The 25,097-nt window shown below is 45.4% G+C and carries 26 protein-coding genes; 12 read left to right on the forward strand and 14 right to left on the reverse strand.

From position 1 onward, the window contains the following. Position 1 precedes the first annotated feature (1 nt). A complete protein-coding gene (locus RID53_RS05880) occupies positions 2-1,210 on the reverse strand; it encodes a hypothetical protein (protein WP_446387230.1) in 1,209 nt (402 codons plus the stop codon). Positions 1,211-1,459: 249 nt separating this feature from the next. Further along, positions 1,460-2,056 (reverse strand): hypothetical protein, encoded by a 597-nt coding sequence (locus RID53_RS05885; RefSeq protein WP_446387231.1) that lies wholly within the window; start codon positions 2,054-2,056, stop codon positions 1,460-1,462. Positions 2,057-2,323: 267 nt separating this feature from the next. On the opposite strand from RID53_RS05885, the gene RID53_RS05890 reads away from it, so the two are divergent. Next, the gene (locus RID53_RS05890; protein WP_446343540.1) at positions 2,324-2,605 is read left to right on the forward strand and encodes a DUF433 domain-containing protein; all 282 of its coding nucleotides are present in this window, start codon (positions 2,324-2,326) and stop codon (positions 2,603-2,605) included. Further along, on the forward strand, positions 2,602-2,949 hold the full coding sequence (locus RID53_RS05895) for a DUF5615 family PIN-like protein (RefSeq protein ID WP_446387232.1): 348 nt from the start codon (positions 2,602-2,604) through the stop codon (positions 2,947-2,949). The genes RID53_RS05890 and RID53_RS05895 overlap by 4 nt, the downstream gene beginning before the upstream one ends. Positions 2,950-3,243: 294 nt before the next feature. On the opposite strand, the gene RID53_RS05900 is transcribed toward RID53_RS05895, so the two are convergent. Then, a complete protein-coding gene (locus RID53_RS05900) occupies positions 3,244-3,585 on the reverse strand; it encodes a 2Fe-2S iron-sulfur cluster-binding protein (RefSeq protein WP_446387233.1) in 342 nt (113 codons plus the stop codon). An 82-nt stretch (positions 3,586-3,667) separates the two neighbouring features. On the opposite strand from RID53_RS05900, the gene cimA reads away from it, so the two are divergent. Further along, entirely contained in the window at positions 3,668-5,386 is a 1,719-nt protein-coding gene (cimA, locus tag RID53_RS05905; protein ID WP_446387234.1) for a citramalate synthase, read from the forward strand. Between the two features lie 508 nt (positions 5,387-5,894). Further along, positions 5,895-6,113, forward strand: coding sequence for a DUF4327 family protein (locus RID53_RS05910; protein WP_006100780.1), 219 nt, complete (start codon positions 5,895-5,897; stop codon positions 6,111-6,113). Positions 6,114-6,167: 54 nt separating this feature from the next. Here RID53_RS05910 and RID53_RS05915 read toward each other — a convergent pair whose 3' ends face one another. From RID53_RS05915 to RID53_RS05930, 4 genes are all read right to left on the reverse strand, one after another. Further along, positions 6,168-7,394 (reverse strand): protein kinase domain-containing protein, encoded by a 1,227-nt coding sequence (locus tag RID53_RS05915; RefSeq protein ID WP_446387235.1) that lies wholly within the window; start codon positions 7,392-7,394, stop codon positions 6,168-6,170. 707 nt (positions 7,395-8,101) lie between these two features. After that, entirely contained in the window at positions 8,102-10,291 is a 2,190-nt protein-coding gene (locus RID53_RS05920; protein ID WP_446387236.1) for a serine/threonine phosphatase, read from the reverse strand. A gap of 281 nt (positions 10,292-10,572) precedes the next feature. Then, entirely contained in the window at positions 10,573-11,142 is a 570-nt protein-coding gene (locus tag RID53_RS05925; protein ID WP_446387237.1) for a pseudouridine synthase, read from the reverse strand. Positions 11,143-11,177: 35 nt separating this feature from the next. After that, entirely contained in the window at positions 11,178-12,065 is an 888-nt protein-coding gene (locus tag RID53_RS05930; protein WP_446387238.1) for a mechanosensitive ion channel family protein, read from the reverse strand. A 311-nt stretch (positions 12,066-12,376) separates the two neighbouring features. Here RID53_RS05930 and RID53_RS05935 point away from each other — a divergent pair, with 311 nt between their 5' ends. Further along, complete coding sequence (locus tag RID53_RS05935) at positions 12,377-13,225, forward strand: SPFH domain-containing protein (RefSeq protein WP_446387239.1); 849 nt, start codon at positions 12,377-12,379, stop codon at positions 13,223-13,225. 167 nt (positions 13,226-13,392) lie between these two features. Here RID53_RS05935 and tatA read toward each other — a convergent pair whose 3' ends face one another. Both tatA and RID53_RS05945 read right to left on the reverse strand, forming a co-directional pair. Continuing rightward, positions 13,393-13,557, reverse strand: coding sequence for a twin-arginine translocase TatA/TatE family subunit (tatA, locus tag RID53_RS05940; RefSeq protein ID WP_446387240.1), 165 nt, complete (start codon positions 13,555-13,557; stop codon positions 13,393-13,395). 12 nt (positions 13,558-13,569) lie between these two features. Next, positions 13,570-13,935, reverse strand: coding sequence for a DUF2442 domain-containing protein (locus RID53_RS05945; RefSeq protein ID WP_446387241.1), 366 nt, complete (start codon positions 13,933-13,935; stop codon positions 13,570-13,572). A 262-nt stretch (positions 13,936-14,197) separates the two neighbouring features. On the opposite strand from RID53_RS05945, the gene RID53_RS05950 reads away from it, so the two are divergent. From RID53_RS05950 to cobJ, 5 genes are all read left to right on the forward strand, one after another. Next, positions 14,198-14,938, forward strand: coding sequence for a phycocyanobilin:ferredoxin oxidoreductase (locus RID53_RS05950; protein WP_446387242.1), 741 nt, complete (start codon positions 14,198-14,200; stop codon positions 14,936-14,938). A 172-nt stretch (positions 14,939-15,110) separates the two neighbouring features. Then, on the forward strand, positions 15,111-16,529 hold the full coding sequence (locus tag RID53_RS05955; RefSeq protein ID WP_446387243.1) for an HlyD family efflux transporter periplasmic adaptor subunit: 1,419 nt from the start codon (positions 15,111-15,113) through the stop codon (positions 16,527-16,529). Between the two features lie 177 nt (positions 16,530-16,706). Then, positions 16,707-17,855 (forward strand): ABC transporter permease DevC, encoded by a 1,149-nt coding sequence (gene devC, locus RID53_RS05960; protein WP_446387244.1) that lies wholly within the window; start codon positions 16,707-16,709, stop codon positions 17,853-17,855. 129 nt (positions 17,856-17,984) lie between these two features. Continuing rightward, positions 17,985-18,716 (forward strand): DevA family ABC transporter ATP-binding protein, encoded by a 732-nt coding sequence (locus tag RID53_RS05965; RefSeq protein WP_446387245.1) that lies wholly within the window; start codon positions 17,985-17,987, stop codon positions 18,714-18,716. Positions 18,717-18,776: 60 nt separating this feature from the next. Beyond that, positions 18,777-20,711: a precorrin-3B C(17)-methyltransferase gene (gene cobJ / locus RID53_RS05970; protein ID WP_446387246.1), complete on the forward strand. Its 1,935-nt coding sequence runs from the start codon at positions 18,777-18,779 to the stop codon at positions 20,709-20,711. A 168-nt stretch (positions 20,712-20,879) separates the two neighbouring features. Here the strand turns inward: cobJ and RID53_RS05975 are convergent, their stop codons facing one another. The 5 genes from RID53_RS05975 to RID53_RS05995 form a co-directional block, all read right to left on the reverse strand. Then, positions 20,880-21,071 (reverse strand): chlorophyll a/b-binding protein, encoded by a 192-nt coding sequence (locus RID53_RS05975; RefSeq protein WP_446387247.1) that lies wholly within the window; start codon positions 21,069-21,071, stop codon positions 20,880-20,882. A 218-nt stretch (positions 21,072-21,289) separates the two neighbouring features. Further along, complete coding sequence (locus RID53_RS05980) at positions 21,290-21,496, reverse strand: hypothetical protein (protein WP_006105544.1); 207 nt, start codon at positions 21,494-21,496, stop codon at positions 21,290-21,292. Between the two features lie 331 nt (positions 21,497-21,827). Continuing rightward, entirely contained in the window at positions 21,828-22,451 is a 624-nt protein-coding gene (gene ureG / locus RID53_RS05985) for an urease accessory protein UreG (RefSeq protein ID WP_446387248.1), read from the reverse strand. Between the two features lie 203 nt (positions 22,452-22,654). After that, on the reverse strand, positions 22,655-23,263 hold the full coding sequence (locus RID53_RS05990) for a PIN domain-containing protein (protein ID WP_446387249.1): 609 nt from the start codon (positions 23,261-23,263) through the stop codon (positions 22,655-22,657). After that, the gene (locus tag RID53_RS05995) at positions 23,260-23,772 is read right to left on the reverse strand and encodes a hypothetical protein (protein ID WP_446387250.1); all 513 of its coding nucleotides are present in this window, start codon (positions 23,770-23,772) and stop codon (positions 23,260-23,262) included. Before RID53_RS05995 ends, RID53_RS05990 begins: the two co-directional genes overlap by 4 nt. Positions 23,773-24,258: 486 nt before the next feature. Here RID53_RS05995 and RID53_RS06000 point away from each other — a divergent pair, with 486 nt between their 5' ends. Beyond that, entirely contained in the window at positions 24,259-24,675 is a 417-nt protein-coding gene (locus tag RID53_RS06000) for a XisH family protein (protein WP_446387251.1), read from the forward strand. Continuing rightward, the gene (locus RID53_RS06005; RefSeq protein WP_446387252.1) at positions 24,663-25,010 is read left to right on the forward strand and encodes an element excision factor XisI family protein; all 348 of its coding nucleotides are present in this window, start codon (positions 24,663-24,665) and stop codon (positions 25,008-25,010) included. Before RID53_RS06000 ends, RID53_RS06005 begins: the two co-directional genes overlap by 13 nt. The last annotated feature ends 87 nt before the right edge of the window (positions 25,011-25,097 follow it).

Raw genomic sequence — 25,097 nt, forward strand, 5'->3', positions numbered from 1 at the left:
CTTATTTTTCTCCTGATTCCTCTATTTCTCTGATTTCTCGGATTTCTTTAACGTTTCCCAGTTTTACCGTCGTTTCCGCCCGGGCAATCACATCTTTGGCTAACCGTTCACTAAATCCCACGGTAAACGCGATCGCAAAATAAAATAATTCTTCTTTTCTACCCGTAGCCTCTGTTGGGTTCGTATCCAGGGGAATCAGTCCAGAACTAATTAGGGTGTACATAAAAACACCAAATGATGCCCCAATAATTGGCTTAAACGCCCCGATTAAAAAGGGAATAACTGGATCGAGGATTTCTCGAAACTCTACATCAAACTCCTTGAGTCGAATTAAAATACTGACCACACTTCCCAACGCTCCCGATGCACCCACCACAAACACTCGGAAAATAATTTGAGAATCTTCGGGGGATAAAGAAATTGTTTCCAAACCAAAGGGCAAGGTGATGGTTAATTGTTTATCGGGTTGATTTTGTTCCTGCATTAATTGAAGTTCTTCCTTGACCTGATCTTCGAGGGATGTCAAGGTTGATTCAATCTCACGGATTCTTTCTTCCATGGAAGTTGGACGGCTGCCCGCACCTAATGAACTTAAGGTTCTTTGGGGTGCCTCCATATCGGCTAAGCTTTGTTTTATTTCTTCACGTTCATTGCTGATTTTCTCCAAGGATTCACTAACTTGGGATAGTTCGGAAGTTTGAGTTCCATAATTCAAAAAATAAACGGAAGAAATCAGCGCAATAATCCCGGCAAACGAAAAGGGAAAGCATAGTCCGATAATAACTTTGGTCGGGACTGAATCTAAATAGTAAATATCGACAAAACTATTAAGAATTGAGCGTCTAAGGATTAGGAAAAATGGTTCGTGTCGGCGGAGCGATCGCAACAGCCTAATTCGGGTCTGTTTGACCAGAGAAATACCCGCTTTGTCATCCACAACCGATTTAATCGCTGGAATTAAAACGTCAAGGATACTGGTAAGTTCTAGAACTCTGGGTTCATGTCCTCGGTCAACTTGCTTCTTTTTTATACTTAGTCTTTCAATCCGTTGAATAAAAACTAAAATATTAGAAATCTCATCAAGAATCTTTTGGCGAGATTTTGATGATCCATCAATAGCTTTTTGTTTGTTAATTAATGCATCAACTAACTCCATAACTTCTTGCTTTTTTATAGCAAAATTATGCATATAGTCTTGAGTTGAATTCATTTTATATTATAGTAGAGTAAAAAACTGATAGATTAGTATTTTTAGGTGACATCGATATGATTCGTGTAAACTTAAACCTATTCCAATTCCCTCCCCTTGATAAGGGGAGGGTTAGGGTGGGGTAAAATCAAGGTATTGCAGATTTTTGCTTAAGTTTACACCAATAACCGACGTACACCCATAAAACCGATAAAGTCTACTGCACTTAAGGGTATCACGCCCCTCGAACCGTCGGATTGGTTAAAAATTTCAAGCCATCAAACCTTGGCTAAAAACCGTCCAAATTGTCCAACCATCGACAAGCAATAACAACAGCGTCAATCCTAACAAAATGAGATACATCCAGGGTTGTGCCAATGGACGGATATCAGTGGTATCGATACCCGTATACGTTTCCACCAACTTAACTAACCGAGCAAAACCCACCACACGCATAGGTAGTAAATACGCCTGCTCCGATGACTGGCTTACAAAATAGTAAACTAATCCCCCTTGTCCCGTCGTCCGCATTTTTAAATCTTTAACATCCGCCCAAGGTAACTCCCAACCCTTACGGAAAAAACGAGGAACCCATTTTGGATAAGTCACCTGAATTTTCTCGTCACCCACAATGACTCGTTCACTCAACGCCCCATACAGCGCTAATAAACCCAAACCAATTCCTCCCCACAGCAATGCTGGTGGTACGGGAGCCGAAGACACTTGGGCTAAAAAGGGTAGAGGTACAGTTAGCGCCACATATAGACTCAACAGCGTGATCCGAATTAAGGGAGAGAGGCGAAACGTTGACGGAATAGGCGGAGTTTGTTGTTCTAATTTTGATAGAGTTTTAAGGTTTGATGACATAGACTTAAACGTGCCTATAAAAATATTTTTTTCCAAATTTCACACACCAGCTAAATCAACTAGCATTTTTAGCTTGTTATTATACCATTTTAAAGTGCGACACTATGCTCCAGCAAGACTTTACGTAAATTAAGCGGTCATGCATTTAAATTGGGAATGGGTCGCGAGCAAGATGCTCGCACGACAAGAATTCCCATGAATTTACTCTCAGAAAGCATCGTCAAGCTAAAATTGATCTGAGATTTACCCTTCACGGAGTAATCATTAATGGTAAGGTTAACAGATCATTGTCACATTGTCAGAAATGACGAAATACTGAATAGCGAACCCATTATCAAAGGCACCCGCACACCAGTCAGGGCAATAGTGGAAATGTGGCGCATCGGAGTCTCGCCGGAGGAAATTCCTCAGCGGTTAACCCATCTTGGTCTATCACAGGTATTTGATGCACTCAGCTATTATCTGGATCATCAGGCAGAAATCAATGAATACATTGAGCGCAACCGTATTCCAGACGAACTTATTGATCCACGAGTTCGGAACGTATGACTGATATTTTTATTCATGTTTATTTGGACGAAGATGTTGACGTACTGGTCGCAAGTCTTTTGCAATCTCGGGGTTTCCAGGCAACAACAGCGCAACAAGCAGGACAACTCGGTGCAACAGATGCTGAACAGTTAGAATACGCGACAAGTCAACGGTATACTATTTTAACGCATAATCGTACTGATTTTGAAGATCTTGCACGGATATACTTTAATACAGGGAAGTGGCATTCTGGAATTATCATTGCTGTCAGGAAACCATACTCGGAAATTGTGCAGAGGTTGCTCATAATCCTGGATTCCACCACAGCAGATGAAATGGAAAACCAAATTCTTTACATCTAACGATATAGACTTAAAAAAATGATCTGAATTAAGGGCAAGATGCAAAACGTAGAAGGGCTAAGCTAAACTTATTGTTCTGATTTTGATAAGGTTTACATATTTGAGGACATCAGTTTAAATTTGTCTTTCTTTCCAAAATTCACCAGTAAAGGGGTGAGGGCGCAAGCCTTGCGCCCCTACAGCTTTTTTTTACTCTATGTAGTACATCCCATCTCTCCCAATACTGCTCGGATAAGTTCTAAGTTAATTTTTTCTTCCCCAGCTTCCCCAGCTCCCCCAGCTCTCCCAGCTCCCTCATCTCTCTTCCGGTGTCCAAACAACATCCTCCCCTTGTCCCCAAAAGCCGTCATATTTCGTCACCCGCACATCACCCAAAACCTTAGTTTGACAAGCTAAGCGACGATTAGCGGTGGGAGAATGGGGCGGGAGAGAACGTCTCGCCTTATCCTTCCAGTTCGCCTCTGAAACCTCCCCTTCCACCTCAACCGCACAAGTGCCACAACTACCAATCCCCATACAGTTGATAATTTTGGCATTGCCGTTGTAAAGCGGTACACCATGCTCCAGTAAAACTTTGCGTAAATTACTGCCTGGGTCACATGAAAACGTTTTCCCTTGAGCTGTTACTTTAGGCATTGAGGATTTATCTATCGTAGTGACTACACCCTTTCTCTTTCTAGTTTACATTTCTTGACAATTTACACAACTATCTTTACTTATGACTTCACAAGCACCCAATCCCATCTGGATTTACGACACAACACTGCGGGACGGTTCCCAGCGTGAAGGACTCTCCTTGTCCATCGAAGACAAACTCCGCATCGCCCGCCAACTCGACCAATTAGGGATTCCCTTCATCGAAGGCGGTTGGCCCGGTGCTAATCCCAAAGACGTGCAATTTTTCTGGCGACTCAAAGAAGAACCCTTAACCCAAGCAGAAATTGTCGCCTTTTGCTCAACGCGACGCCCTCATAAAACGGCGGCTGATGATCCGATGCTACAAGCAATTTTGGCAGCAGGGACACATTGGGTGACTATCTTTGGTAAGTCTTGGGATCTCCATGTCACTGAAGGGTTAGGTACTACCCTTGACGAAAACCTGGCAATGATTCGCGACACTATAGAATACCTTCGCAGTCAAGGGCGGCGAGTGATTTATGATGCCGAACATTGGTTTGATGGGTACAAAAATAACCCAGATTACGCCCTGAAAACCCTGAAAACTGCCATGGATGCAGGGGCTGAATGGTTAGTCTTTTGCGACACCAATGGCGGAACTCTACCCCATGAAATTGGTCAAATTGTCCGAGATGTGATTGAACGTTTAGAACTCAACCCTGAAAACCAAGGAAGGGCGGGTTTTGAACCGACGTTATCACCAACAACAGAAACAGAACCCTTAGAGACGCGCCATGGCGCGTCTCTACATTCGCCTCGATTGGGTATTCACACCCACAATGACTCCGATACCGCCGTGGCGAATGCGTTGATGAGTGTGGTGGAAGGCGTCTGTATGGTTCAGGGAACGATGAACGGCTATGGTGAACGCTGTGGTAATGCGAATCTGTGTTCCTTGATTCCTAACTTACAGATCAAGCTAGGGTATCACTGTATGCAAGAGGAACAATTAGCTACATTGACTCAAGTCAGTCGTTCCATTAGTGAAATCGTTAATTTAGCGCCTGATGACCATGCTGCATTTGTCGGTCGGTCAGCATTTGCCCATAAAGGCGGGATTCACGTTTCCGCCGTTGAACGAAATCCACTCACCTACGAACATATTCCGCCCCAACAGGTGGGTAATCAGCGAAGGATTGTGATTTCTGACCAATCTGGACTCAGTAATGTTCTGGCAAAAGCCAAGAGTTTTGGACATGAACTGCACAAACAAGACGCCGCCTGTCGCCAAATCTTGGGACGCCTGAAAGAGTTGGAAAATGAGGGCTATCAATTTGAAGCCGCCGAAGCCAGTTTTGATTTACTAATGCGAGACGCCCTCGGGCAGAAACAGCAGCACTTTGAACTGAAAGGGTTTCAGGTTCACAGTGACATGCTTCAAGGTATTGGCACGCCTTACAGTAATGCGATGGCGACAATTAAGGTTACGGTTAATGGTGAGGATATTTTAGAAGTGGCGGAAGGCAATGGACCCGTATCAGCACTGGATGCCGCGTTACGGAAAGCCCTGGTGCGATTTTATCCAGAGATAGGAACCTTTTACCTGACCGACTATAAAGTGCGGATTTTGGATGGTGCGGCTGGCACATCAGCAAAAACTCGTGTGCTGGTGGAATCGAGTAATGGCAAGCAGCGCTGGACGACAGTGGGTGTTTCTGCCAATATCCTAGAAGCGTCTTATCAAGCGGTGGTTGAGGGGATTGAATATGGTCTGTTGTTACAGTCGGCTGTGAAGACAGCGGTTGAACAGAAGGTGTGAACTAAGTAGGTGGGGACAATTAAAGTTAACGGTGGGGATCGTCATTCGTCATTTGTCTTATGTCATTTGTAAGGGTTCGAGGCTTGTTAACATAACTTAATCTGAAGTTCCCCCAACCAAAAAATCTTGCACTGCCTCACCGTGAAGCTTTCCGCGATTTTTTAGTCGTCCTAACATGGGGGCGATTTTTGAGGATGTTGAGCTTCCCCCGCTCCCAGACGTGCCGTGGCACGTCTCTACATTGCTTCCCCCGCTTCCCCAGCTCCCCCAGCTCCCCCAGCTTCCTCAGCTTCCCCAGCTTCCCTTAACGGCAGCCATTCCAGGGGCAATGGTAGTGATTTCCGTACATTTTTCTAAAAAGGGTTGCGTAAAGGTCCTCGGATGGGTTATAAGGGTATGGTAATGCTTCCTTGCCGAGAGCCAACTCTACGAACCGGCAAAAATAAATAACAGGAAGCGTTTTTTTGATCCAAGCATTTGCAAAAGTTATTTCGAGAAAATTGAGAGTATGACTCAGCAAGTTACTCACCCCATGGTGAAGATGCAGCGTCAGGTGCGTTCACTCGTGGACTCCAAGATAATCAAACCCAGCGACAGTATATGGAAAATCGCCCTGTTATATGGCGACGACTGGTCGTTCTGGAAAAAGGAACTCATCGAATTTGGCTTCACCATGCAAGATCCAATTGGTGATTTACTCGCCGTGGAAGCTTGGGATGAAGAATAAGATGTCCTGACCTCTTACAGTTAACGACGATCGGCGATCGCGCCAGCCAAAGCTCTAGCGACAAGCGTCTAAGGCGTTGGCAAGCTCTTTCGCCGTTTGGTAGCGATCGCACACTTTGAGTTGGCATACCCGGTCGATTACTTCCCGTAACGCGGGAGTAATCGTGGGGGCTTTGGATAAGTCAAATCCATAGCCTAAACTACGGCGGCGATAAAATTTAAGGGGAGTCATCCCAGTTAACAGAAAAATCAGGGTCGGACCAATGGCATAGAGATCGGATTGAGTGACTGGAGTCCCTCGATCTTGTTCGGGGGCGCTATATCCTTCAGCACCAATTCGAGTTCCTGGCATTGTCCCGATCTCCTTCACTGCGCCAAAGTCAAGGACAACAATGCTATTGTCTCGATGACGTACCATCAGATTCGCGGGTTTAATATCCCGGTGAATTAAGGGCGGATCGCTGGAATGGATGTAATCAAGAACATCACAAGTTTGAATCATCCACTCAATGGCTTGATTTGGGGTAACGGGTCCAGCCATTAAAATCCGTTGCTCCAAATCTTGTCCGTGGATAAGCGCCATTGCCAAATATTTTTTACCCCCTTCGACAAAAAAGTCGTAATACTGAGGAATTCCGGGATGATGCAGGGCTTGTAAGGCACGCGCCTCTCGCTCAAACAGTTCTTGGGCTTTAGCAATTTGTGCCACATCCGCATTCATTTCTTTGAGGACGAGTAACGTCGGGCGTCCCTCGATTTTGCCTGTATTATCCCAGGCGAGATAGGTTGTCCCCATTCCTCCCTGTCCCAGGGTTCGTAACACTTGATAGTGGCGGATAACTCGTTGTACAGGGACTAAAGGTTGACCACAGTGAATACAAAATAAATTACCGGGAGGATTGCCCAGGTGAGTGCAAGACGGTTTAGATTTAGGCGTTGGCGAGACTAAGCCAGAATTGGGCTGAGAAACCGGGTTCAGTTCAAATTTGAGCATCGGTCCTTCTCGAGCCAGCCGAATCAAGCCCTGATTCGGGAGTGTCTCTCGTGATACCAGCACTCCATTGAGAAACGTGCCGTTGGTTCCCTGATTAACCAACTGCCACTTATGTCCAGATTGGACGACGGTGACTCTCAATTCTAGGTGATGCCGAGATACTAACGGATTGTTTAGAATCACATCATTATCTGGCGATCGACCAATACGAATTGTAGACTGGTTGTGGAATTTCCACTGTTGTAATGGAGTGGATGCCTGCGGATGTAGAAGGGTCAGCGTGACCATAGTCCTCAGTTTTTTGTCCTTAACTCACAGGGCTTGTTTCAATGTATTGGCGGGAGTCCCTTGAGCCAAACTCTGGCTCTTGAAGCCCGGTTTGGTATCCGTGGTTTATTATTTAGACGGATTACTGGTACTCGTGGCATAAAAAATAATCTAGTCCTTAATTAAAGTTAGTCGCTCCCGTCCTTTTTAGCGATTAGGATTCCTCTGAGTCCTTGATGAACCCACCGATGCACCTGCCATAGCAGAAGATAGAAGGTTCCAGGGCAGAAGGCAAAAGGTTTCTTACTGGTACGTAATCGTTTCAGCCATTTAATCTGTCCTAACCTTTATGGCGACAGCTATATATAAAATTAATACAATTCCCACATAGCCGGACATTGAGGTTTACTTACAGCTTCGACTAGGGCTGTTGTTAGTCTCCCAATACTGCTCGCATAAGCTCTAATTTAATTTTTTCTCCCAGACGTTCCACCGGAACGCCTCTACATGCACCCCTGCTTCCCCTGCTCCCCTATCCCTTGCAGTATTGTCTCAATTCCTTGTTCCTGTTCCCCGTTTCCCAAAATGATGTACAAACAGGCATTATACTCAATCCCGGTTAACTACACCCGTTTGGGTAGGGACAAGACTCTAGGACACAAGGCAGATGGTTCCAAGCTAAAAAATTTGGTATGACCAATGACGAATCACAAATGACCAATCATCAATCACCAACTCCGTTGCTGAAAATTAGGTCGCACTTTTACTCGGATGAGTATCGCTGTGATGTTGTCATGACCATTCTGCTCATTGGCTAGGTCAACTAGCTGTAGGATACCCTGCTCAAGGTTAGCGCGAGAACTGAGCAAAGGAGCCAGGTGGGTCTGCCAGTTATTCTCGATAAGTTCATTATCGGACAACCCATCGGAACATAGAACGAATAAGGTATCCTCATTCAGTTCCAAAAAATTGATGTCAGGATTAACAAACTGGTCGCTGCGGGGTCCTAAAGCTTGAGTGAGTTGATAAGCATCCGGGCGAGAATAGGCGATCGCTTCTTCTACGCCGCGTTTCATTTCCCGTTGACCGACTTCATGGTCTACGGTGAGTTGCTCTAAACCACCTTTTCGGGTTAACCGATAAAGACGACTATCGCCAACATGGGCGATCGCGACGTTGGTATTCTGAACCAACATCATTGCCAAAGTTGTCCCCATACGACCACTGCCTGATCGCGCATTTTGTTGGTTGACATCATAAATGTCCTGGTTAGTTAAGCGCACCGCTTCGCGAATACTTTCTTCTGTGGGTAACTCATCTTGCCAATGGTCTTGAAAATACGCCTCCAGCTTCTCCACCGCCATAGAACTCGCCACTTCTCCGGCAGCATGTCCACCCATTCCATCACAGAGGATATAAAGACCGCGAGCGTCTAAGGTTCGACCTATGGGGGTTTCGTGCTTTTTCACCTGTGCCTGAATACCAAAGCAGTCTTCATTGTGATCCCGTTGACGACCAATATCCGTGCAGCCAACATCGTCAAGGCTGAGTAATTGCATGGGTAGAACAACCGTAGGACCACCATCGTCGTAGCTACCCACGTCTGCTGTGGGCATTTCCAGAAAACTCATCGCCTCTTCAGACAGGGGTTCAGCCATATCTAAGGTAACTGCCGTTGCCTGTTCTTCTTGTGCTTCTTCTTCAGCGTGAGCGATCGCTTCTAACTCGGATCGCAATTGGTCAATCGTGGTAATTTCCTGGGTACACATCTGCCGAAATACCGTCCCCAATGAGGTCAGTTGAGTCCGTTGCGACTGATTAAATAACAACCGCCACATCTGCCCCAAATCCTCTAAGATTGGTGGATCGTCTTCCGGATCACGATAGAGGCGCTCTAGCCCCAACACCTGGTCTTCATCGACTCGTAAATTGGTGATTTCTAGTAGACTTTGGCGACAATTCCACGGTTCAAGTGCCTGCCAAAGTCGTGCCATTTCATCAAGCCAATACAATAACTGTAAGGTCGATAACGCTTCACTGCCCCACAAGTCACTGAGAAGCTGCCAGCTTGAGCGATCTTCAAGTAACATCACCGCCTGATTATCCTGCTGCCACGCATCATGAACCTCTGGCACAGTCGGGTAATGGTTTTGTTTCAACGCCACATAGGGTTTTGCGATCGCCGGAATTCCCAGGATTGACGAGGATTGGGACGGAGATTTCTCTGATTGTTGTTCCAGTAGGGCTTCCAGAAGTGATTTCTGAAAGGGCTGGCAGTCCAACACTTTGACAAACGTTTCCGATCCGGCGGGGGCATTCGCTAAGGTGTCGCGATTTAGGGGTTCGATAAGTCGGTAACGTTGTTGAGCATCCAGATAGGCGATCGGGGGAGCAGTGTAGGCATCACTTGCCTCAGATGTCGCTGTCGATGAAGCTTCGGTTGAGTTTGGCTCTACCTGATCCGTCTGTGATGTGGCTTGAGCCTCTTGATCAGATTCAGCTGTGGATTGTGCCGTTAACATCGAACTCTTTGCCGTTTCTGGCTGATCCGTTTCCTGAGACAGCGCCTCAGAATCGGCTTTGGGATCATCGGGAATTGCGGCGGATGTTGATTCACTCTCTTGGGTTGGTGTGGGTTGAGTCGAGGACTCCAGATCCATTGGGCTAGCCATTGGCTCAGAATCGGTGGAAGCATCCTCTGGAGCCGAGGTTGAGGTTACGCCATACTCTGGCTCTTTGGCAATCATTGCCCACCAAACCGTTCCCGTAAACGCACCGCAATTATGGCAGGTTTCAGCATTAACGGGAACTTGGGTATCGCATTCAGGACACAGTTTATGGATCAAGGAAGTTCCACATCGCTGACAAAACTTGTGAGTATTCGGGTTTTCAAAATGACACTGGGGACAAATTAACATAACGGAACTTCCTCAATTCCTATCGGGTTTCTAAGGCTGGGATTATAAGCTTGCTGCCATCTAGTTTGCCACGCCAGAATCAAAGGTTGCAGCTTTTAAGGGAGTTGTGATCGAGTGCAAAGGCGCAGGAGAGCCGCATTGACAAGGGAGTTACCTTAAAACTCAACCAAGGTGGGTTTAGTGTAGAGACGCGCCATGGCGCGTCTGTAATAAGGGATGTCTCCCAAACGTTATCGGTAAAACCCGCTCCTACAGACGCTGCCAAAGCATGTCTGGAACACTCAAAACTTCACCAGTTTCTGGAGAGAGACAAGTTCCGGGGGCGTTAAATCACGCCACTGACCCGGTTGTAACCCATCCAGACGCAGATGAGCGATCGCGACCCGTATTAATCGTAAGGTGGGAAATCCCACGGCTGCTGTCATGCGCCGTACTTGACGGTTACGCCCTTCGGTCAAGGTGATTTCTAACCAGCAAGTCGGTACAGTTTTGCGAAAGCGAATCGGGGGATCGCGGGGGGGTAGATCGGGTTCTTGTGATAATCGCTGCACTTGAGCTTTTCTGGTCTGATAATCTTTAATCACTACACCCTGGCGCAATTGATTCAAGGCAGCTTCATCGGGGATACGTTCCACTTGCACCCAATAGGTACGGGGATGTCGAAAGCGCGGGTTAGAGAGACGGTGCTGCAAGCGTCCATGATTGGTCAACAAGAGCAATCCCTCGCTGTCTCGGTCAAGGCGTCCGACGGGGTAAACCTCCGACACCGGAATATAGTCTTTGAGCGTTCGACGGGGACTGTCCTCCCTATCCGTGAACTGACTTAAGACATCGTAGGGTTTGTAGAACAAAAGGTATCGATACACATATTCAATCTTAACCGTTGTCAGTTAGAAGCTTCATCTGGGGAAGGGGGTAAATAATCATTGAACCGTTGCTGGTCATAGAAATAAAGCGTGCGAATAGGATAGGGAATATTGATGTCGGCGTGATCAAAGGCTTTTTTAATCGCCATAATCGATCGAGTTTGCACCTGACGTACTCGTTGCTGCTGGGGTAACGTCCAATAGCGGACAACGAAATCAATGGAACTGTCGCCAAAGCTGACTAAATCGATTTCTGGTGAGGGCTGGGACAAGACGCCCTCGACCTGAGTAATGGTTTGCTTGAGCAGTTCAGCCGCTTCAGACAAGGGAGTATTGTAGTCAACGCCAACACCTAAATCCGTTCGTCGTCGTCCGTAGGCGGTTCTGACTTGCACCGCACTGGTAAATACCGTTGCATTTGGCATGAGAATGCGTTCGCCTTGATAGGTACGAATTTGGGTGGTACGGATGTCAATCCTCTCCACCGTTCCTTCATAGTCCCCAATAATCACCTGATCATTGAGGCGAAACGGTTCTTGCACCAGTAATAGCACCCCAGCTAAGAAGTTTTTGAAGATATCTTGAAAGGCAAACCCAACGGCGACTGAACCCAACCCCAGCGCCGCGATAATGTCACCCAGGCGCAAGCCAGGAAAGGCAATAACACTAGCGGCTAAAATGCCAAGAACCCACGTTGTCACATAACTGACTTTCGACAGCAGCAGTTGCAGCGATGAGTTGCGGATTGTACGCTCTCCTATTTTAGCGGTGACTTGCTGGGCAGCTTCGGCGGCGTAGCGAGTCAACAGGAGAACGATCACTCCGCCGATAAGCCCCGGTAAGACCTCAATAGCAGAGCCAAGGAGATTGAGCAAGCTGGATTGGATTTTTTGAATAAGACGGTTCACAGGTCGATCATGGACATATTTCTCTTGTTAACCTAGCAGCTACAGGGAAACTGGTTTATGCCGATGGCAAAATTTTGCCAAAATTCCGCTAAAATGCTGAGATAATCGGGTTAAATCCGGCGTCTCATTCTGGCATGAGCTAAGGATGTTTCACTGGTGGTGGGAATTGTCCCTCTTTATCTGGTGTCTTGCCTGAGAGTAAATAGTAGGTAACATTTGCTGCCAGACAAAGCGGCTGGAGGAAAAGCCTCATTTGGCAAAACGGGGCAACCCTAATCCGCGCCTTATCCTTTTAGTGAGAGTTTAAAAACATGGGATCTCTTCTTTCATATTTTTTCGCACTGTTTTTAATCGGCGGCGGCTACTATCTCGGTTCAATCAAAGTCATCAATCAGGGCAATCAGGCGATCGTTGAACGATTTGGGAAATATAAGAAAACCCTACAACCCGGTCTCCGACAGGTTTGGCTGGTGACTGAGCGCATTGCTGTAGAAGAAACCACTCGTGAGCAAGTTTTAGACACCGAACCCCAGCAGGCAATCACGAAAGACAATATTTCTTTGGAAGTCGATGCAGTGGTGTTCTGGAGAATCAACAACCTCTATAAAGCCTACTACGATGTTGAAGATGTCAAGGAGGCAATTACAAATTTAGTGCTCACGGCATTACGGTCGGAGATTGGCAGAATGAATTTAGATCAAACCTATTCATCCCGTTCTGAGATCAATGAAAATTTGTCTGTTTACCTCAAGGAAGCTGCCGATAGTTGGGGGGTAGAGGTTATCCGTGTGGAACTCCAAGAAATTAAACCCCCTCAGACTGTGCTACAGTCCTTGGAACAGGAACGAGCCGCAGAAAGTAAGAAAAAAGCGGCGATTTATGAGGCAGAGGGGGAGAGAGAAGCCGCGATCGCCCAAGCAGAGGGAACGGTGAAATCCCTAGAGATGATCTCAAAAGCGCTGCTCGAAAAGCCGAACAGTCAAGATGTACTCAAGTATTTGATTGCCACTCGTTATGTAGAAGCGAACGAAAAATTGGGAGAAAGTAACAACTCCAAAATCGTATTCATGGACCCCAAAGCCTTGACTGAAGCGATGACTGATTTAATTGAGACTCCAGAATTACCAATCAAGAAGGATGGCGGAAATGGCTCGAATTAAGCCTTCGGCTCAATAATTCCCCTCTTTGGCAGAAGCAGCAGCCAAAAGAGAAAGCCTGTTTGAGGGGCGGGTTTAGGCAAAATTTGTAGGGGCGGGTTTAGCCGCTAAATTAGACATCCACCGATAAATCCACAACAAAACCCGCCCTCCCCACCGATAAATCAACTCTAGTCCGTATCATCCTCCTCAGAAGTTGGAGTATTCATCTCTTCTTTAAAACCTTTAAGCGTTTTTCCTAATGCGCGACCCATATCTGGGATCTTCTTGGGACCAAAAATTACCAGGGCGACAATTCCGATAATCGCCACTTCGGGCCATCCTAAGCCAAACATACTCGTCTACTCCTATCTACTCTGCTTACCTATATTGACATCATTGCCGACTTCCTGAGCTAACGAAGGAGCTGCACCACTTTGGGGATTTCCAGGTTCTTCGAGCCACCTTACACCAGCTAAGTCTTCGCTTTCCACCATCACACCATTCTTCCAGATCTCATACTCGCTAATATCAATCTCCTCATTCCAGACAATTCCATATCCCTCTCGCTCAACCTTAAAATTCTTAAACAAAGCGGGTTGCCGGAGTGGAGAAAACATGGGGATATCTAAAAGATGACGAATATCGTATTTTTTAATCTCTTGATTGGTAAATTCAACAATTAAAGTAGTATCATTAGCGGCTTTAGCTTTGTAAATTCGGGGATATTTCATAGTATTACCAAGCCTAAACTTACTTTATTACTTCAAAGGAGGTAGCTTACGGAAACATCTAGCAACTAGCTGACCACTTCATTGTATCAAAGCCCTACCCTTACGATATCTACGCTGTGCGATCGCGGTTGACAATGCTACAACCTATAAGTGGACAGAGACAGGGACTAAGATTATGGCTATCCCAACGGAATCAGAAGCTGATATCCTAGACCTACTGCCTTATCCTGACTGGTTGAGGTTAATTGTTTAGGTTCAAGGAATGTCAGTAACTACCAAGCCTTCCCTGCGAGAGCAACAACACCCCCTGATTCGCCAATTAGCCGACTGTATTGAAGCTAACTGGCGGCGTTACCTGGATTTGTCGCCCTATCAGCTTCCTGCTGATTTAGGCTATGTAGAAGGACGTCTAGAGGGTGAGAAACTCACGATTGAAAACTGTTGTTATCAAACACCACAGTTTCGCAAACTACACTTGGAACTAGCAAAAGTGGGAACAATGCTTGACATTCTCCACTGTGTTATGTTCCCTCGCCCAGAGTATGACCTACCCATGTTCGGCTGCGATCTAGTCGGCGGACGCGGGAAAATCAGTGCCGCGATCGCAGACCTTTCTCCAGTGAATGCTCAGCGTATCTTACCTGACATTTACCGTCAACCGTTAAACGCTTTACCTACCCCTAATTTCCAAGATGTCCGTGAATTACCAGAGTGGGGCGATATTTTCTCTGAATTTTGCATTTTTATTCGACCCAACACCCCTGAAGAGGAACACCAATTTTTATCGCGAGTAGAGAATTTTCTGCAAATTCATTGTACTCAGGCGGTTAATGCGACACCGATTTCGGCTGAAGACCAAGCAGAAGTTTTAGCGGGTCAGCATTATTATTGCACCAAGCAGCAGCAGAATGATAAAACCCGTCGTGTCCTAGAAAAAGCATTTGGTGCGGATTGGGCAGAGTATTATATGACAACGGTATTGTTTGACTTGCCATCGATGTGATTGGTCATTTATCCTTTGTCATTTGTCCTTTGGCTTTTGTCATTCGTTGATTCAGACATCTCTTCCATCTCTTCCATTTCCCCTATCCTATTAGACGTGCCTTACTCCGAGCGTCTATAACTGAAGGAGGGGCGCGAATTCTAGAGATTAATCCTATTTATCTTAGGACGATATGGGGCATAAACCAGGGATGGACGAAGGACTATTTTCAAAACCGATAACTCGTTGGGCGATCGCGCTGGCTGTGGGTGGAACTCTGGCGACTGGAGTGGCGGCGATTTACAGCCTAAATCAGACTCAACTGCGTCCAACTCAATCACATTCACAGCCGACGGCGACACCCGCAATCGAAGCGGTAACTGCCTTAGGGCGCTTGGAACCGGCTGGCGAAGTAATCACAATATCCGCTCCCACATCGCTGGAGGGCGCTAGTGTAGTGGAAGCATTACTGGTTTCGGAAGGCGATCGCGTTCGGGAAAATCAAGTGATTGCGATTATGGATAACCGCGATCGCTTGCAAGCGGCTGTCGATCTGGCTAAAAAACAAGTTGAAATTGCTCAAGCCAATCTGGAACGAGTGAAAGCAGGTGCTAAAGCGGGTGCAATTCAAGCCCAACAGGAAACCATTAATCGCCTGGAAAAAGAATTAGAGGGAGAAACAAAAGCCCAACAGAGCAAAATTAATCGCTTAGAAACTGAACTGAGAGAAACCACCAAAGCTCAAGAAGCCACGATTCAAGCCCAACAAGCCACCGTTAAAGGTCAAGAAGCTACGATTAGACGACTCGAGGCAGAAAAACGTAACGCTGACAACGACTTTGCCCGCTATCAGCAGTTAGCCGAAGATGGAGCCATTTCTACCTCAGAATTAGAAAGTCGCCGTTTGAGGGTGGAAACAGCCCTAGAACGCCTGAGTGAGGCACAAGAAAACCTCAGTCAACAACAGGCGAATCTAATTCAAGCCGAAGCAAACAAAGCTCAAACCATCGCTAATCTTAACGAACAGCTAGAAGAAGCCAGAGTCAACCGCAATAAAACAATCGCTATTCTAGAAGCTCGGATTAAAGAAGAAGAAGCCCGCCTCGAAGAGATTAAAGAAATTCGTCCGGTTGATATTAAAAAAGCCGAAGCTGAAGTGGAAAGTACACTAGCTGCCGTTGAACAAGCCCAAGCTGATTTAGATTCATTAGCTTATGTGCGGGCTTCAGAAGATGGTCGAATTTTAGAGATTAATACCCGGGCTGGAGAAACTATTAAAGAAGGGGAAGGAATTGTTGAACTTGGAAAAACAGACGAGATGATAGTGGTTGCTGAAGTCTACGAAAGCGATATTAGCCAAGTACGTCTCGGACAACGTGTTGCCATCCGTAGCGAAGGCAAAGCATTTGAGAAAAAACTGCAAGGAAATGTCAGCCAAATTGGACTAAAGATCGGCAAAAAAGATATTCTGGATACCGATCCGGCTGCTGATGTTGATGCCAGAGTCGTGGAAGTGAATATTCGTCTCCGTCCAGAAGATAGCCAAAAAGTTACTGGCTTAACTAATTCAAAAGTTATCGTAGAAATCTTCCTTGAATCAGAGTTGAATTAATTGACAACTATGTCCTTTAGCGAAGCGAAGGATTAAGTCGCGGCGGATTTAGTTACATCAGGGTAAGGCAATAAATGATAATAGTAAAGCCTGCCCCTACACACCCCTTAAAATTTAATACCATACCCTCAAACAACGTGAAGGGTCAACACTCAAAACTCAACCCTCGAAACTTCAATGAAAATTCCACTCGCTTGGTTACAACTAAGCCGCGAAAAAATCCGATTATTGGTCGCGATCGCGGGAATTGGCTTTGCTGATATTTTAATGTTTATGCAGCTTGGTTTCCGCGATGCCTTGTTTGAAAGTAATGTAACCCTACATAACAAGTTAAAAGGTGACATTTTTCTGATTAGCCCTCAGTCTACCGCAGCTATCGCCATGAAAAGTTTTCCCCAGCGGCGATTATATCAAGCGTTGGGCTTTGAGGGGGTTCAATCCATTAGTCCACTCTATATGGATTTTGGGTTATGGAAAAATCCGCAAACTCGAGCAACTCGTGCCATTATGGTTTTGGGGTTTAATCCAGCTAACCCAGTATTAGACCTACCGGATGTCAACCAAAATTTGAATAAAATAAAAATAGAAGATGGAGTGTTATTCGATGACACTTCTCGACCTGAATATGGTTCAATTTCTCAACTCTTTCGTCAAAACGAAGAGGTAACGACAGAAGTAGAAGACCGCCGCATCCGAGTGGTAGGATTATTTAGTCTAGGCGCTTCATTTGCTGCCGATGGAAATATTGTTACAAGTGATCTCAATTTTTTGCGGATTTTTCCGCGACGAGATAAGGGACTCATTGATATTGGTATCGTTCAATTACAACCAGGAGCAAATATCCAAAATGTTTTAACTAACATGAGACAGGAATTTCCGGATGATGTCACAATTTTGTCCAAGCAAGAATTTATCGATTTTGAAAAAAATTACTGGCAAACCAGTACCGCGATCGGTTTTGTCTTCACTTTGGGGACAGTAATGGGGTTTGTTGTCGGTACGGTGATTGTTTATCAAATTCTTTATACCGATGTTTCTGATCATTTACCCGAATATGCCACCCTCAAAGCCATGGGCTATACCAATCGTTATTTATTGATGGTGGTTTTCCAAGAAGCGCTGATTCTGGCAATTTTAGGATATATTCCGGGAATGGTAATTGCGTCGGGATTATATGGTTTAACCAAAGCAGCAACTCGTTTACCGATGATAATGACGTTAAGCAAAACGATAACGATCCTAATCTTGACAATTATGATGTGTTGTGTATCAGGGGCAATTGCTGTGCGGAAACTCAAAGCTGCTGATCCGGCGGATGTTTTTTAGCGGGTGAATAAGCTCTGTTATTGGTAGGAAAGGGCGGGTTTTGTTGTTCCGTTATTGGTGAATAGCGAAATTTAGTCCCTAAACCCGCCCCTACAAGAGATGTATGAAATTATAATAGATTTATGATTTATGACTTATCACGTATTACCTAAATCTCCTGTTGTCTCGATTAAAAATCTAAACCATTACTTTGGTAAAGGTTCTCTCCGCAAACAAATTCTCTTTGATATCAACCTAGAACTATTACCGGGAGAAATTGTCTTGGTGACAGGTCCTTCGGGTTCAGGTAAAACGACCTTGTTAACGCTAATTGGCGGCTTACGTTCACCCCAATCCGGTTCTGTTCAAGTTTTAGGACAGGAACTTGTCAGTGCGACTGAAGAAAAACTGGTGCAAGTGCGTCGTCATATTGGTTATATCTTTCAATCTCATAATTTACTCAAGAGTCTTACGGCTTGCCAAAACGTGCAAATGTCTGTGGAACTTCACCCGGATATTTCTCCCGTCGAGGCGGTAGCGAAATCAACCGCACTATTAACCACAGTGGGTTTAACCAATCATCTTAATCACTACCCGGATAACCTTTCTGGCGGGCAAAAACAGCGGGTTGCGATCGCACGAGCGTTAGTGAGTCGTCCTCAGTTAGTTCTAGCTGACGAACCCACAGCAGCTTTGGATAGTCAATCAGGGCGGAAGGTAGTGGAATTAATGCAACAGTTAGCAAAACAACAAGGATGCACCATTCTACTTGTGACCCACGATAATCGGATTTTAGATATTGCGGATCGGATTATTCATATCGAAGATGGACATATTCACCGAAGTAATCAGCATGACCTTGAGCGAAGCGAAGGGTCATAAGTAATAAGTAGGGCTTGCTGACCACTAACTGCTATTATTAAATCGATATTCTAAAGACCTGTGTTACTTTTTCAAGACTTTCATCCCCTAGTGGCGATCGCAACCACTCCTACCGCCGCCCAAACCTTACAGCCTCTGTGCCGTAGCGCCGGGGCGACGTTGTGGCTTCCTGAGTCTCTTCATACCTCTGAACAGAACAATAGTCCCACAGTATCGTTCTATCAGGGTTCTCTTAAATCCCATATCGCCTCCCTCTGGCACAATCATCGCGCTTTTATTTTTGGATTAGCAACGGGGGCGGTGGTTCGCCTGATTGCCCCGCTTTTAAAGGATAAATCCTCTGATCCAGCGGTTATCGTTGTCGATGAAACCGGGCAGTTTGTGATTAGTTTATGCAGTGGACATCAAGGGAAAGCCGATCAACTGACGCGGATGATTGCCTTGCAACTAGGGGCGACTCCTATTTTAACTGGGGGTTCTACAGGGTTAAATTTACCTGCTGTCGATATGGTAGGTATTCCCTTCGGTTGGCAACGGGGTGAGGGAGATTGGACGGGTGTCAGCGCCGCCGTAGCTAAAGGTGAACGGGTTGAGGTAATGCAAGAGGTGGGTTCTCAGTTGTGGCAAAATCATCTCCCCTCAGGACATCCCTTTGTTTTCGATGCTGATGAAGAGACAGTTGATGTTAATTCAGCCAATCCAAAACCAATTAATGCCCGGATTTGGATTAGTTTTACTCAGCGTCGCTTTTCTCCAGACTCTGATTTACCCAAGGTGCAATGGCATCCACGGGTATTATGGGTGGGGATTGGTTGTGAACGGGGAACATCCAGAGAATTAATTGAAACGGCGATCATTCAAACCTGTCAACGGTATCATCTAGCCCTAGGTGCGATCGCGGGAATTGCCACAATTGATATTAAAGCCTCGGAAGTGGGATTGGTGGAATTTTGTCAAGCCCATGATTTTCCCTTGCGAACCTTTCCGGCAAAGGTGTTGCGTTCGGTAACGGTGCCTACGCCATCAACGGTGGTGGATCAGGCAGTGGGTAGTCCCAGTGTGGCAGAAGCCGCCGCCTTAGTTTGTAGTGAACGCTTTAGCGCTTGTAGTCAGCGCTTTAGCGCTTCTGGCACTAACGTACCGACTACGAACCTACTGGTAAAAAAACAAATTGTTCGGGCAGATGATCAACCCGGGGCGGTAACGGTGGCGATTGCTGTGGCGGAACAAGAGTATACGGGTAGAATTGGACAACTGTTGTTGGTGGGTATGGGACCCGGAGAGTTAGACCAAATAACGCCAGCCGCAAAAACGGCACTCTCTCAGGCTGATGCGGTAATCGGTTATTCTCTCTATATTGATTTAATTTCCCCGATTCTGCATCCTGGACAAATTATTGAATCTCTGCCAATTACCCAGGAACGCCAACGGGCGCAACGGGCGATTGAGTTAGCCCAGTGGGGATTAACGGTGGCGGTTGTGTCATCGGGGGATTGTGGGATTTACGGGATGGCGGGATTAGTGTTGGAGGAACTAAAAGCCCAAGGGTGGGATGGGAAGACACCAAGGGTGCAAGTTTTTCCCGGAATCACCGCCCTGCAAGCAGCGGCGTCTCGCGTGGGTGCGCCCCTGATGCATGATTTTTGTGCGATTAGTTTAAGTAACCTGCTGACGCCTTGGGATGTAATTGAAAAGCGCCTGAATGCTGCTGCTCAAGCGGATTTCGTTATTGCTTTATATAATCCGCGATCGCGCACCCGTATCGAACAACTGACAATCGCCCATCGTATTTTACTTCAATACCGTTCTCCCCAAACCCCAGTCGCGATCGTGCGATCGGCTTATCGAGAGGATGAAGAAATCACGCTTTCCACACTTGACAAATTACTCGATATTCCCATTGACATGCTGACCACTGTACTCATTGGCAATCAAAGTACCCGTCTTCACGGAGATTGGATGATTACACCACGGGGATACACCCTTAACGGTTAATCTATTAAGATAAACACTCCCAGGGGGGAAACCAAAGCCATTAGAATACCCTCCCCTTGACAAGGAGAGGGTTAGGAAGATGTCAAGTTAAGGTATTACAAATTTTTGACCTTAACACCAATAGAGATATCGTGTCCCTACGCTGTCTCACAGAGACATCAAATAGGCTTACATGATTCCTAATGTGTGCAGAACTCCTTGACCCGAAAAGTACTCAACGAATAGGGCAACAATGAAGCCTAGCATGGCTAGACGACCATTCCAAATTTCGGCTTGGGGGCTAAAGCCAAATTTCCAAGCATTGCGTTCTTCGGGACTGGTAATGGTTTCGGGTGCTGGTGTATTTGATGGGTTTGTCATAGTGCAATTCTCCGCTTTAGTTATCTATAATTGCCTTTGTAAACAAATGTAACCTGGATTGAGGCTAACGTTATCCCTCTTAGGTGGGAAACTCCTGGATTATTGCTCCTCGTTCCTAGAATACCCGTCTATTGACACTCAGCCGATTAAAGCGCGGGGGCTTTCACCTCCGCTATCCTGTAACTTGATACGGATGGATAATGTTGTACTCCTACAAATTATGCTGATCGATTGAGTTCTGTTGATAGCTGCTGCCAATCGGGTAATCGAGCATCCTGTGTCTGCCGTTGAGAAACAACTATCCTCTGCAAAACTCTAAAATTCTCTAAAAATGCCATGTCTTCGATATCAATCTGGGGTTGTTGGCAAAGATCGACATACCGTCGGGCGTTTAAGGATAACCAGAGTTCTAAATCACTTAACATTGACTTCAGCCTAAACTTTGTCTCAGTTTAGCTTTGTAGATTCGAGAGTAATAGGGAATATTTTCGGATATTTTACTCACTAAATTAAGAGGAACCTGGTAAAAATACGCAAGAAAATACTTGAGGAATTAATCTACCAGTAAGGAGTAAAGTTAATTCTGAGCAATTACCCGCTCCTAGAAAAGCTTATTCTATCCTTGAACAGTCTTGCCCACCCTACATAAAATCTAATCAAGTATCATTCCTCACCATTAACAGGCGATAGATAAGGGTAGGATAAAGACAGGCTAACTACTGAATGTTTTTATCTCCGGTTCTCTCACCGGATTTACTAGCAAATTAAACCGCCTTTGTCAAGATCCCCCATCTGGAGCTTGATAAAATCAATCACGGTTGCTAATCCGTCCTGAGTCTTTAAATTTGTAAAGACAAATGGCTTATCACCTCGCATCTTTTTGGCGTCTCGTTCCATAACACCCAAATCAGCCCCAACCATTGGCGCTAGGTCTATTTTATTAATCACCAATAAATCCGATTTAGTGATTCCGGGTCCGCCTTTGCGGGGAATCTTGTCACCGGCGGCGACATCTATCACGTAAAGGGTCAAATCAACGAGTTCTGGGCTAAAGGTGGCGGCTAGGTTATCCCCCCCACTTTCTAAGAAGACTAAATCTAAGGGGGTGAACTTCTGTTCTAACTCTTCAATTGCCGCTAAATTCAGGGATGCATCCTCCCGAATCGCCGTATGCGGGCAACCTCCCGTTTCCACACCCCGGATGCGATCGCGCTCTAATGCTTGAGAGTTTACCAGAAACTGGGCATCTTCCTGGGTGTAAATGTCATTGGTGACGACAGCCATTTGATAGGATGCCCGCATTGCCTTACACAAAGCATCCAATAAAGCGGTTTTTCCGGAACCCACGGGTCCTGCAATACCAACGCGAAATGTATTCATCAACCGTGCTTGAGATGTGATTTATTAACTATAAATTTACTATTATTTTTACGGCTTTTCTCTGTAGGGATGCGATCGCACGTCTGCAATGGCTGTAACCCCGTGTTACTCGATGAGCGCGATAAACGCCTCAATGGTGTGATTAGAATGACCAATTGTAAATACATTCATGACTATTGCTCATACAAGTCAACAGCTAATTTTTATGAGGACAGTTGTGATTGAATAAAATTATAACCCTGATCGAATTTCCAGATCATCCGGCAATTGAATTGATTCACTTCATTACTAATATCAGGATCATCAAAATCTCTTGTGTTCCGGTTGAGGAAACATGAGACTTGGGGTTGATACTGCCGCAAATGGCTAATAACTGATGCATACACGATAGCATCTTGCGGTTCTAAGCCGTAAACAACTTCATAGTTTGCTGCATCACTGAGGATATCGGCAGTCAGTGCAATAATGTCTGCACTTTCCAAGAGTCGTTCTCGATACTGTACAAAACGCTGTTTCTCCTCTTCATTAATCTGCATCAGCAACATAGGAATGTCTTCAATGTTGCTAATACGACTATGATATGATTTTGTGCGTTTAAGTTGATTTAACTCCTTGACAAGATCTTGTTCAAGCTTCTTACGGCTGGTTTCTTGACGAATTAATTTTTCATGGGGTTCAGCCAAACTATAGGCAGGTATGACCAGTTGTATCCGTTTGGCTTCACAACGTTGCAAAATTTGTTCACAGCTTTCAAACTCTTCTTGCTGGAAGGCTAATTCCAGGACAAAGTTAGTTTCGACATAGACATTCACACCACAACCTCATAATCAAACTTACCCCCAGCGATGGCTTCATATAGTCCTGAATCAACTAACCATTGCTGAGATTCATCAATCTCTACAGGGAATTTATCAGAATGCATTACTGGCAAAAGCCATGATTCAATAATCAATTCTAAACTCTGACGACTGATTTGTTTAGCCGTGATTCCAGCTTTTTCATAGTACGATTGAAGGATAGGGCGTGCATCAATCGAGTAAGTGGGTTGGTTCTGATCTGATTGGGCATCAACACCCGTCCATAAGTAGAAGCGATCGAGAAAAACCATCAGGAAATAGGGGGCTTTGTAAAACGTTCCGTGTGCGAGAATATTGCGGCGGAATTGTGCTGCCCAGTCTGGCGATGTATTGAGTTTAGGTTTAACTTCAATATCGAGAATTCGTTGACCATTACGGTTGTAAACTGACAAGTCCCAGTCATCATTCCCCTGAGGATAAGAAATAGGATATTGAATCGGCTTGGGTACTAAGTTACCTTTCATTTTGTTTTTGCCGCAAACGTTACTATAGTAATCCTAGCTTAGATGATCTAGATAGTTCGTTACCAGTAGGGACACGGCATTGCCGTGTCCTTACTCATTCTGCTTGGTAGCAGATAACCTCTGGGGTAGGTAGGGGTTCTAGGGATGCAACACGTCACAATCGCTGTAACTCTATGCTGTTGTGGGAGAGCGATGAAGGATGAATAGTTCTTCGGTGCAATAAATTTGTCATTTCTGCTAAAAATAGCAGATTTCCCGATTCGCGATCAGGAGCAGTGTCGTGGGCTGGGGCGATCTGCTGGATCTGGACTGACACAGCTAAAAAGTTGGGATAAATTTGACAGTTGATAGCCGACGGTTTGATGGGCGCACGTCGGTGCGCCCCTACAATGCTAAATCCACTAAATTAGGTGTGCTACGCCAGATCACACGAGACAAGTTGGTGTGATAAATTTGAATTACACTTTTAGATTCGGCTCGTCTGTTGTGGCTAAAGATCGGTTTCATCAAGTTGTTAAGACTGCTCTTATTAAGGATGGATGGAATGTGACTCATGATCCGCTTAGGATTAAAGTCGGTGGAGTAGAGATGGAAATTGATTTGGGGGCAGAAAGATTACTGGCTGCGGAGCGAGGCGATGAGAAAATTGCGGTTGAAGTCAAAAGTTTTTTAGCTAGTGCATCGGCAATTTCAGAGTTTCATACTGCACCAACTCAGTTTATTAACTATCGGGCGGCATTGCGTCGTGAAGAACCTGACCGCATTCTCTATCTAGCTGTGCCAGATCTAACCTATAATAGCTTCTTTCAACTTGATTTTCCCGCATCAATGCTGCAAGAAAATGCTGTAAAAATAATGGTTTACAATATTGAGGTGGAGGAAGTTTTACAATGGCAGAAATAACGGATAAAGTAATCAAATATCAGCAAATTGTGCAGAAATTGTTGATAGATTATGCAGAGGTTAAGCCAGCTTATGGTGAGTTCGAGGTGGAGACAATCTTTGATACGCAGCGAAATCACTATCAAGTTGTGCATCTAGGTTGGCACCATAGGCGCTGGGTGCATCATTGTTTAATGCATCTGGATATTCGGAATGATAAAATCTGGATTTTTTACAATTCAACAGAGCATGATATTGCGGCAGAATTAGTCGATTTGGGTGTGCCAAAACATGATATTGTCCTAGGGTTTCATCCTCCTTTCATGCGTGAAATGACTGATTATGCAGTGGGCTAAAAGGAGAAGGATTAATACCATTTTTCTGTAATCGTGCAACGAATAAACCCCCCGGCTATCGCCGTCCCCCCTTACCAAGGGGGGACT

Origin of the sequence: Coleofasciculus sp. B1-GNL1-01, assembly GCF_040220235.1 — a bacterium.
Lineage (GTDB): Bacteria > Cyanobacteriota > Cyanobacteriia > Cyanobacteriales > Coleofasciculaceae > Coleofasciculus.

Coding starts and splice junctions, on each gene's coding strand:
- RID53_RS06005 (WP_446387252.1), top strand. CDS start 24,663: ATGGCAGAAATAACGGATAAAGTAATCAAATATCAGCAAATTGTGCAG.
- RID53_RS05885 (WP_446387231.1), bottom strand. CDS start 2,056: ATGTCATCAAACCTTAAAACTCTATCAAAATTAGAACAACAAACTCCG.
- RID53_RS05915 (WP_446387235.1), bottom strand. CDS start 7,394: ATGGTCACGCTGACCCTTCTACATCCGCAGGCATCCACTCCATTACAA.
- RID53_RS05950 (WP_446387242.1), top strand. CDS start 14,198: ATGTCAGTAACTACCAAGCCTTCCCTGCGAGAGCAACAACACCCCCTG.
- RID53_RS05900 (WP_446387233.1), bottom strand. CDS start 3,585: ATGCCTAAAGTAACAGCTCAAGGGAAAACGTTTTCATGTGACCCAGGC.
- cimA (WP_446387234.1), top strand. CDS start 3,668: ATGACTTCACAAGCACCCAATCCCATCTGGATTTACGACACAACACTG.
- RID53_RS05895 (WP_446387232.1), top strand. CDS start 2,602: ATGACTGATATTTTTATTCATGTTTATTTGGACGAAGATGTTGACGTA.
- devC (WP_446387244.1), top strand. CDS start 16,707: ATGAAAATTCCACTCGCTTGGTTACAACTAAGCCGCGAAAAAATCCGA.
- RID53_RS05980 (WP_006105544.1), bottom strand. CDS start 21,496: ATGTTAAGTGATTTAGAACTCTGGTTATCCTTAAACGCCCGACGGTAT.
- RID53_RS05965 (WP_446387245.1), top strand. CDS start 17,985: ATGACTTATCACGTATTACCTAAATCTCCTGTTGTCTCGATTAAAAAT.
- tatA (WP_446387240.1), bottom strand. CDS start 13,557: ATGTTTGGCTTAGGATGGCCCGAAGTGGCGATTATCGGAATTGTCGCC.
- RID53_RS05935 (WP_446387239.1), top strand. CDS start 12,377: ATGGGATCTCTTCTTTCATATTTTTTCGCACTGTTTTTAATCGGCGGC.
- RID53_RS05945 (WP_446387241.1), bottom strand. CDS start 13,935: ATGAAATATCCCCGAATTTACAAAGCTAAAGCCGCTAATGATACTACT.
- RID53_RS05995 (WP_446387250.1), bottom strand. CDS start 23,772: ATGAAAGGTAACTTAGTACCCAAGCCGATTCAATATCCTATTTCTTAT.
- RID53_RS05955 (WP_446387243.1), top strand. CDS start 15,111: ATGGGGCATAAACCAGGGATGGACGAAGGACTATTTTCAAAACCGATA.
- ureG (WP_446387248.1), bottom strand. CDS start 22,451: ATGAATACATTTCGCGTTGGTATTGCAGGACCCGTGGGTTCCGGAAAA.
- RID53_RS05910 (WP_006100780.1), top strand. CDS start 5,895: ATGACTCAGCAAGTTACTCACCCCATGGTGAAGATGCAGCGTCAGGTG.
- RID53_RS05975 (WP_446387247.1), bottom strand. CDS start 21,071: ATGACAAACCCATCAAATACACCAGCACCCGAAACCATTACCAGTCCC.
- RID53_RS05920 (WP_446387236.1), bottom strand. CDS start 10,291: ATGTTAATTTGTCCCCAGTGTCATTTTGAAAACCCGAATACTCACAAG.
- RID53_RS05890 (WP_446343540.1), top strand. CDS start 2,324: ATGGTAAGGTTAACAGATCATTGTCACATTGTCAGAAATGACGAAATA.
- RID53_RS05880 (WP_446387230.1), bottom strand. CDS start 1,210: ATGAATTCAACTCAAGACTATATGCATAATTTTGCTATAAAAAAGCAA.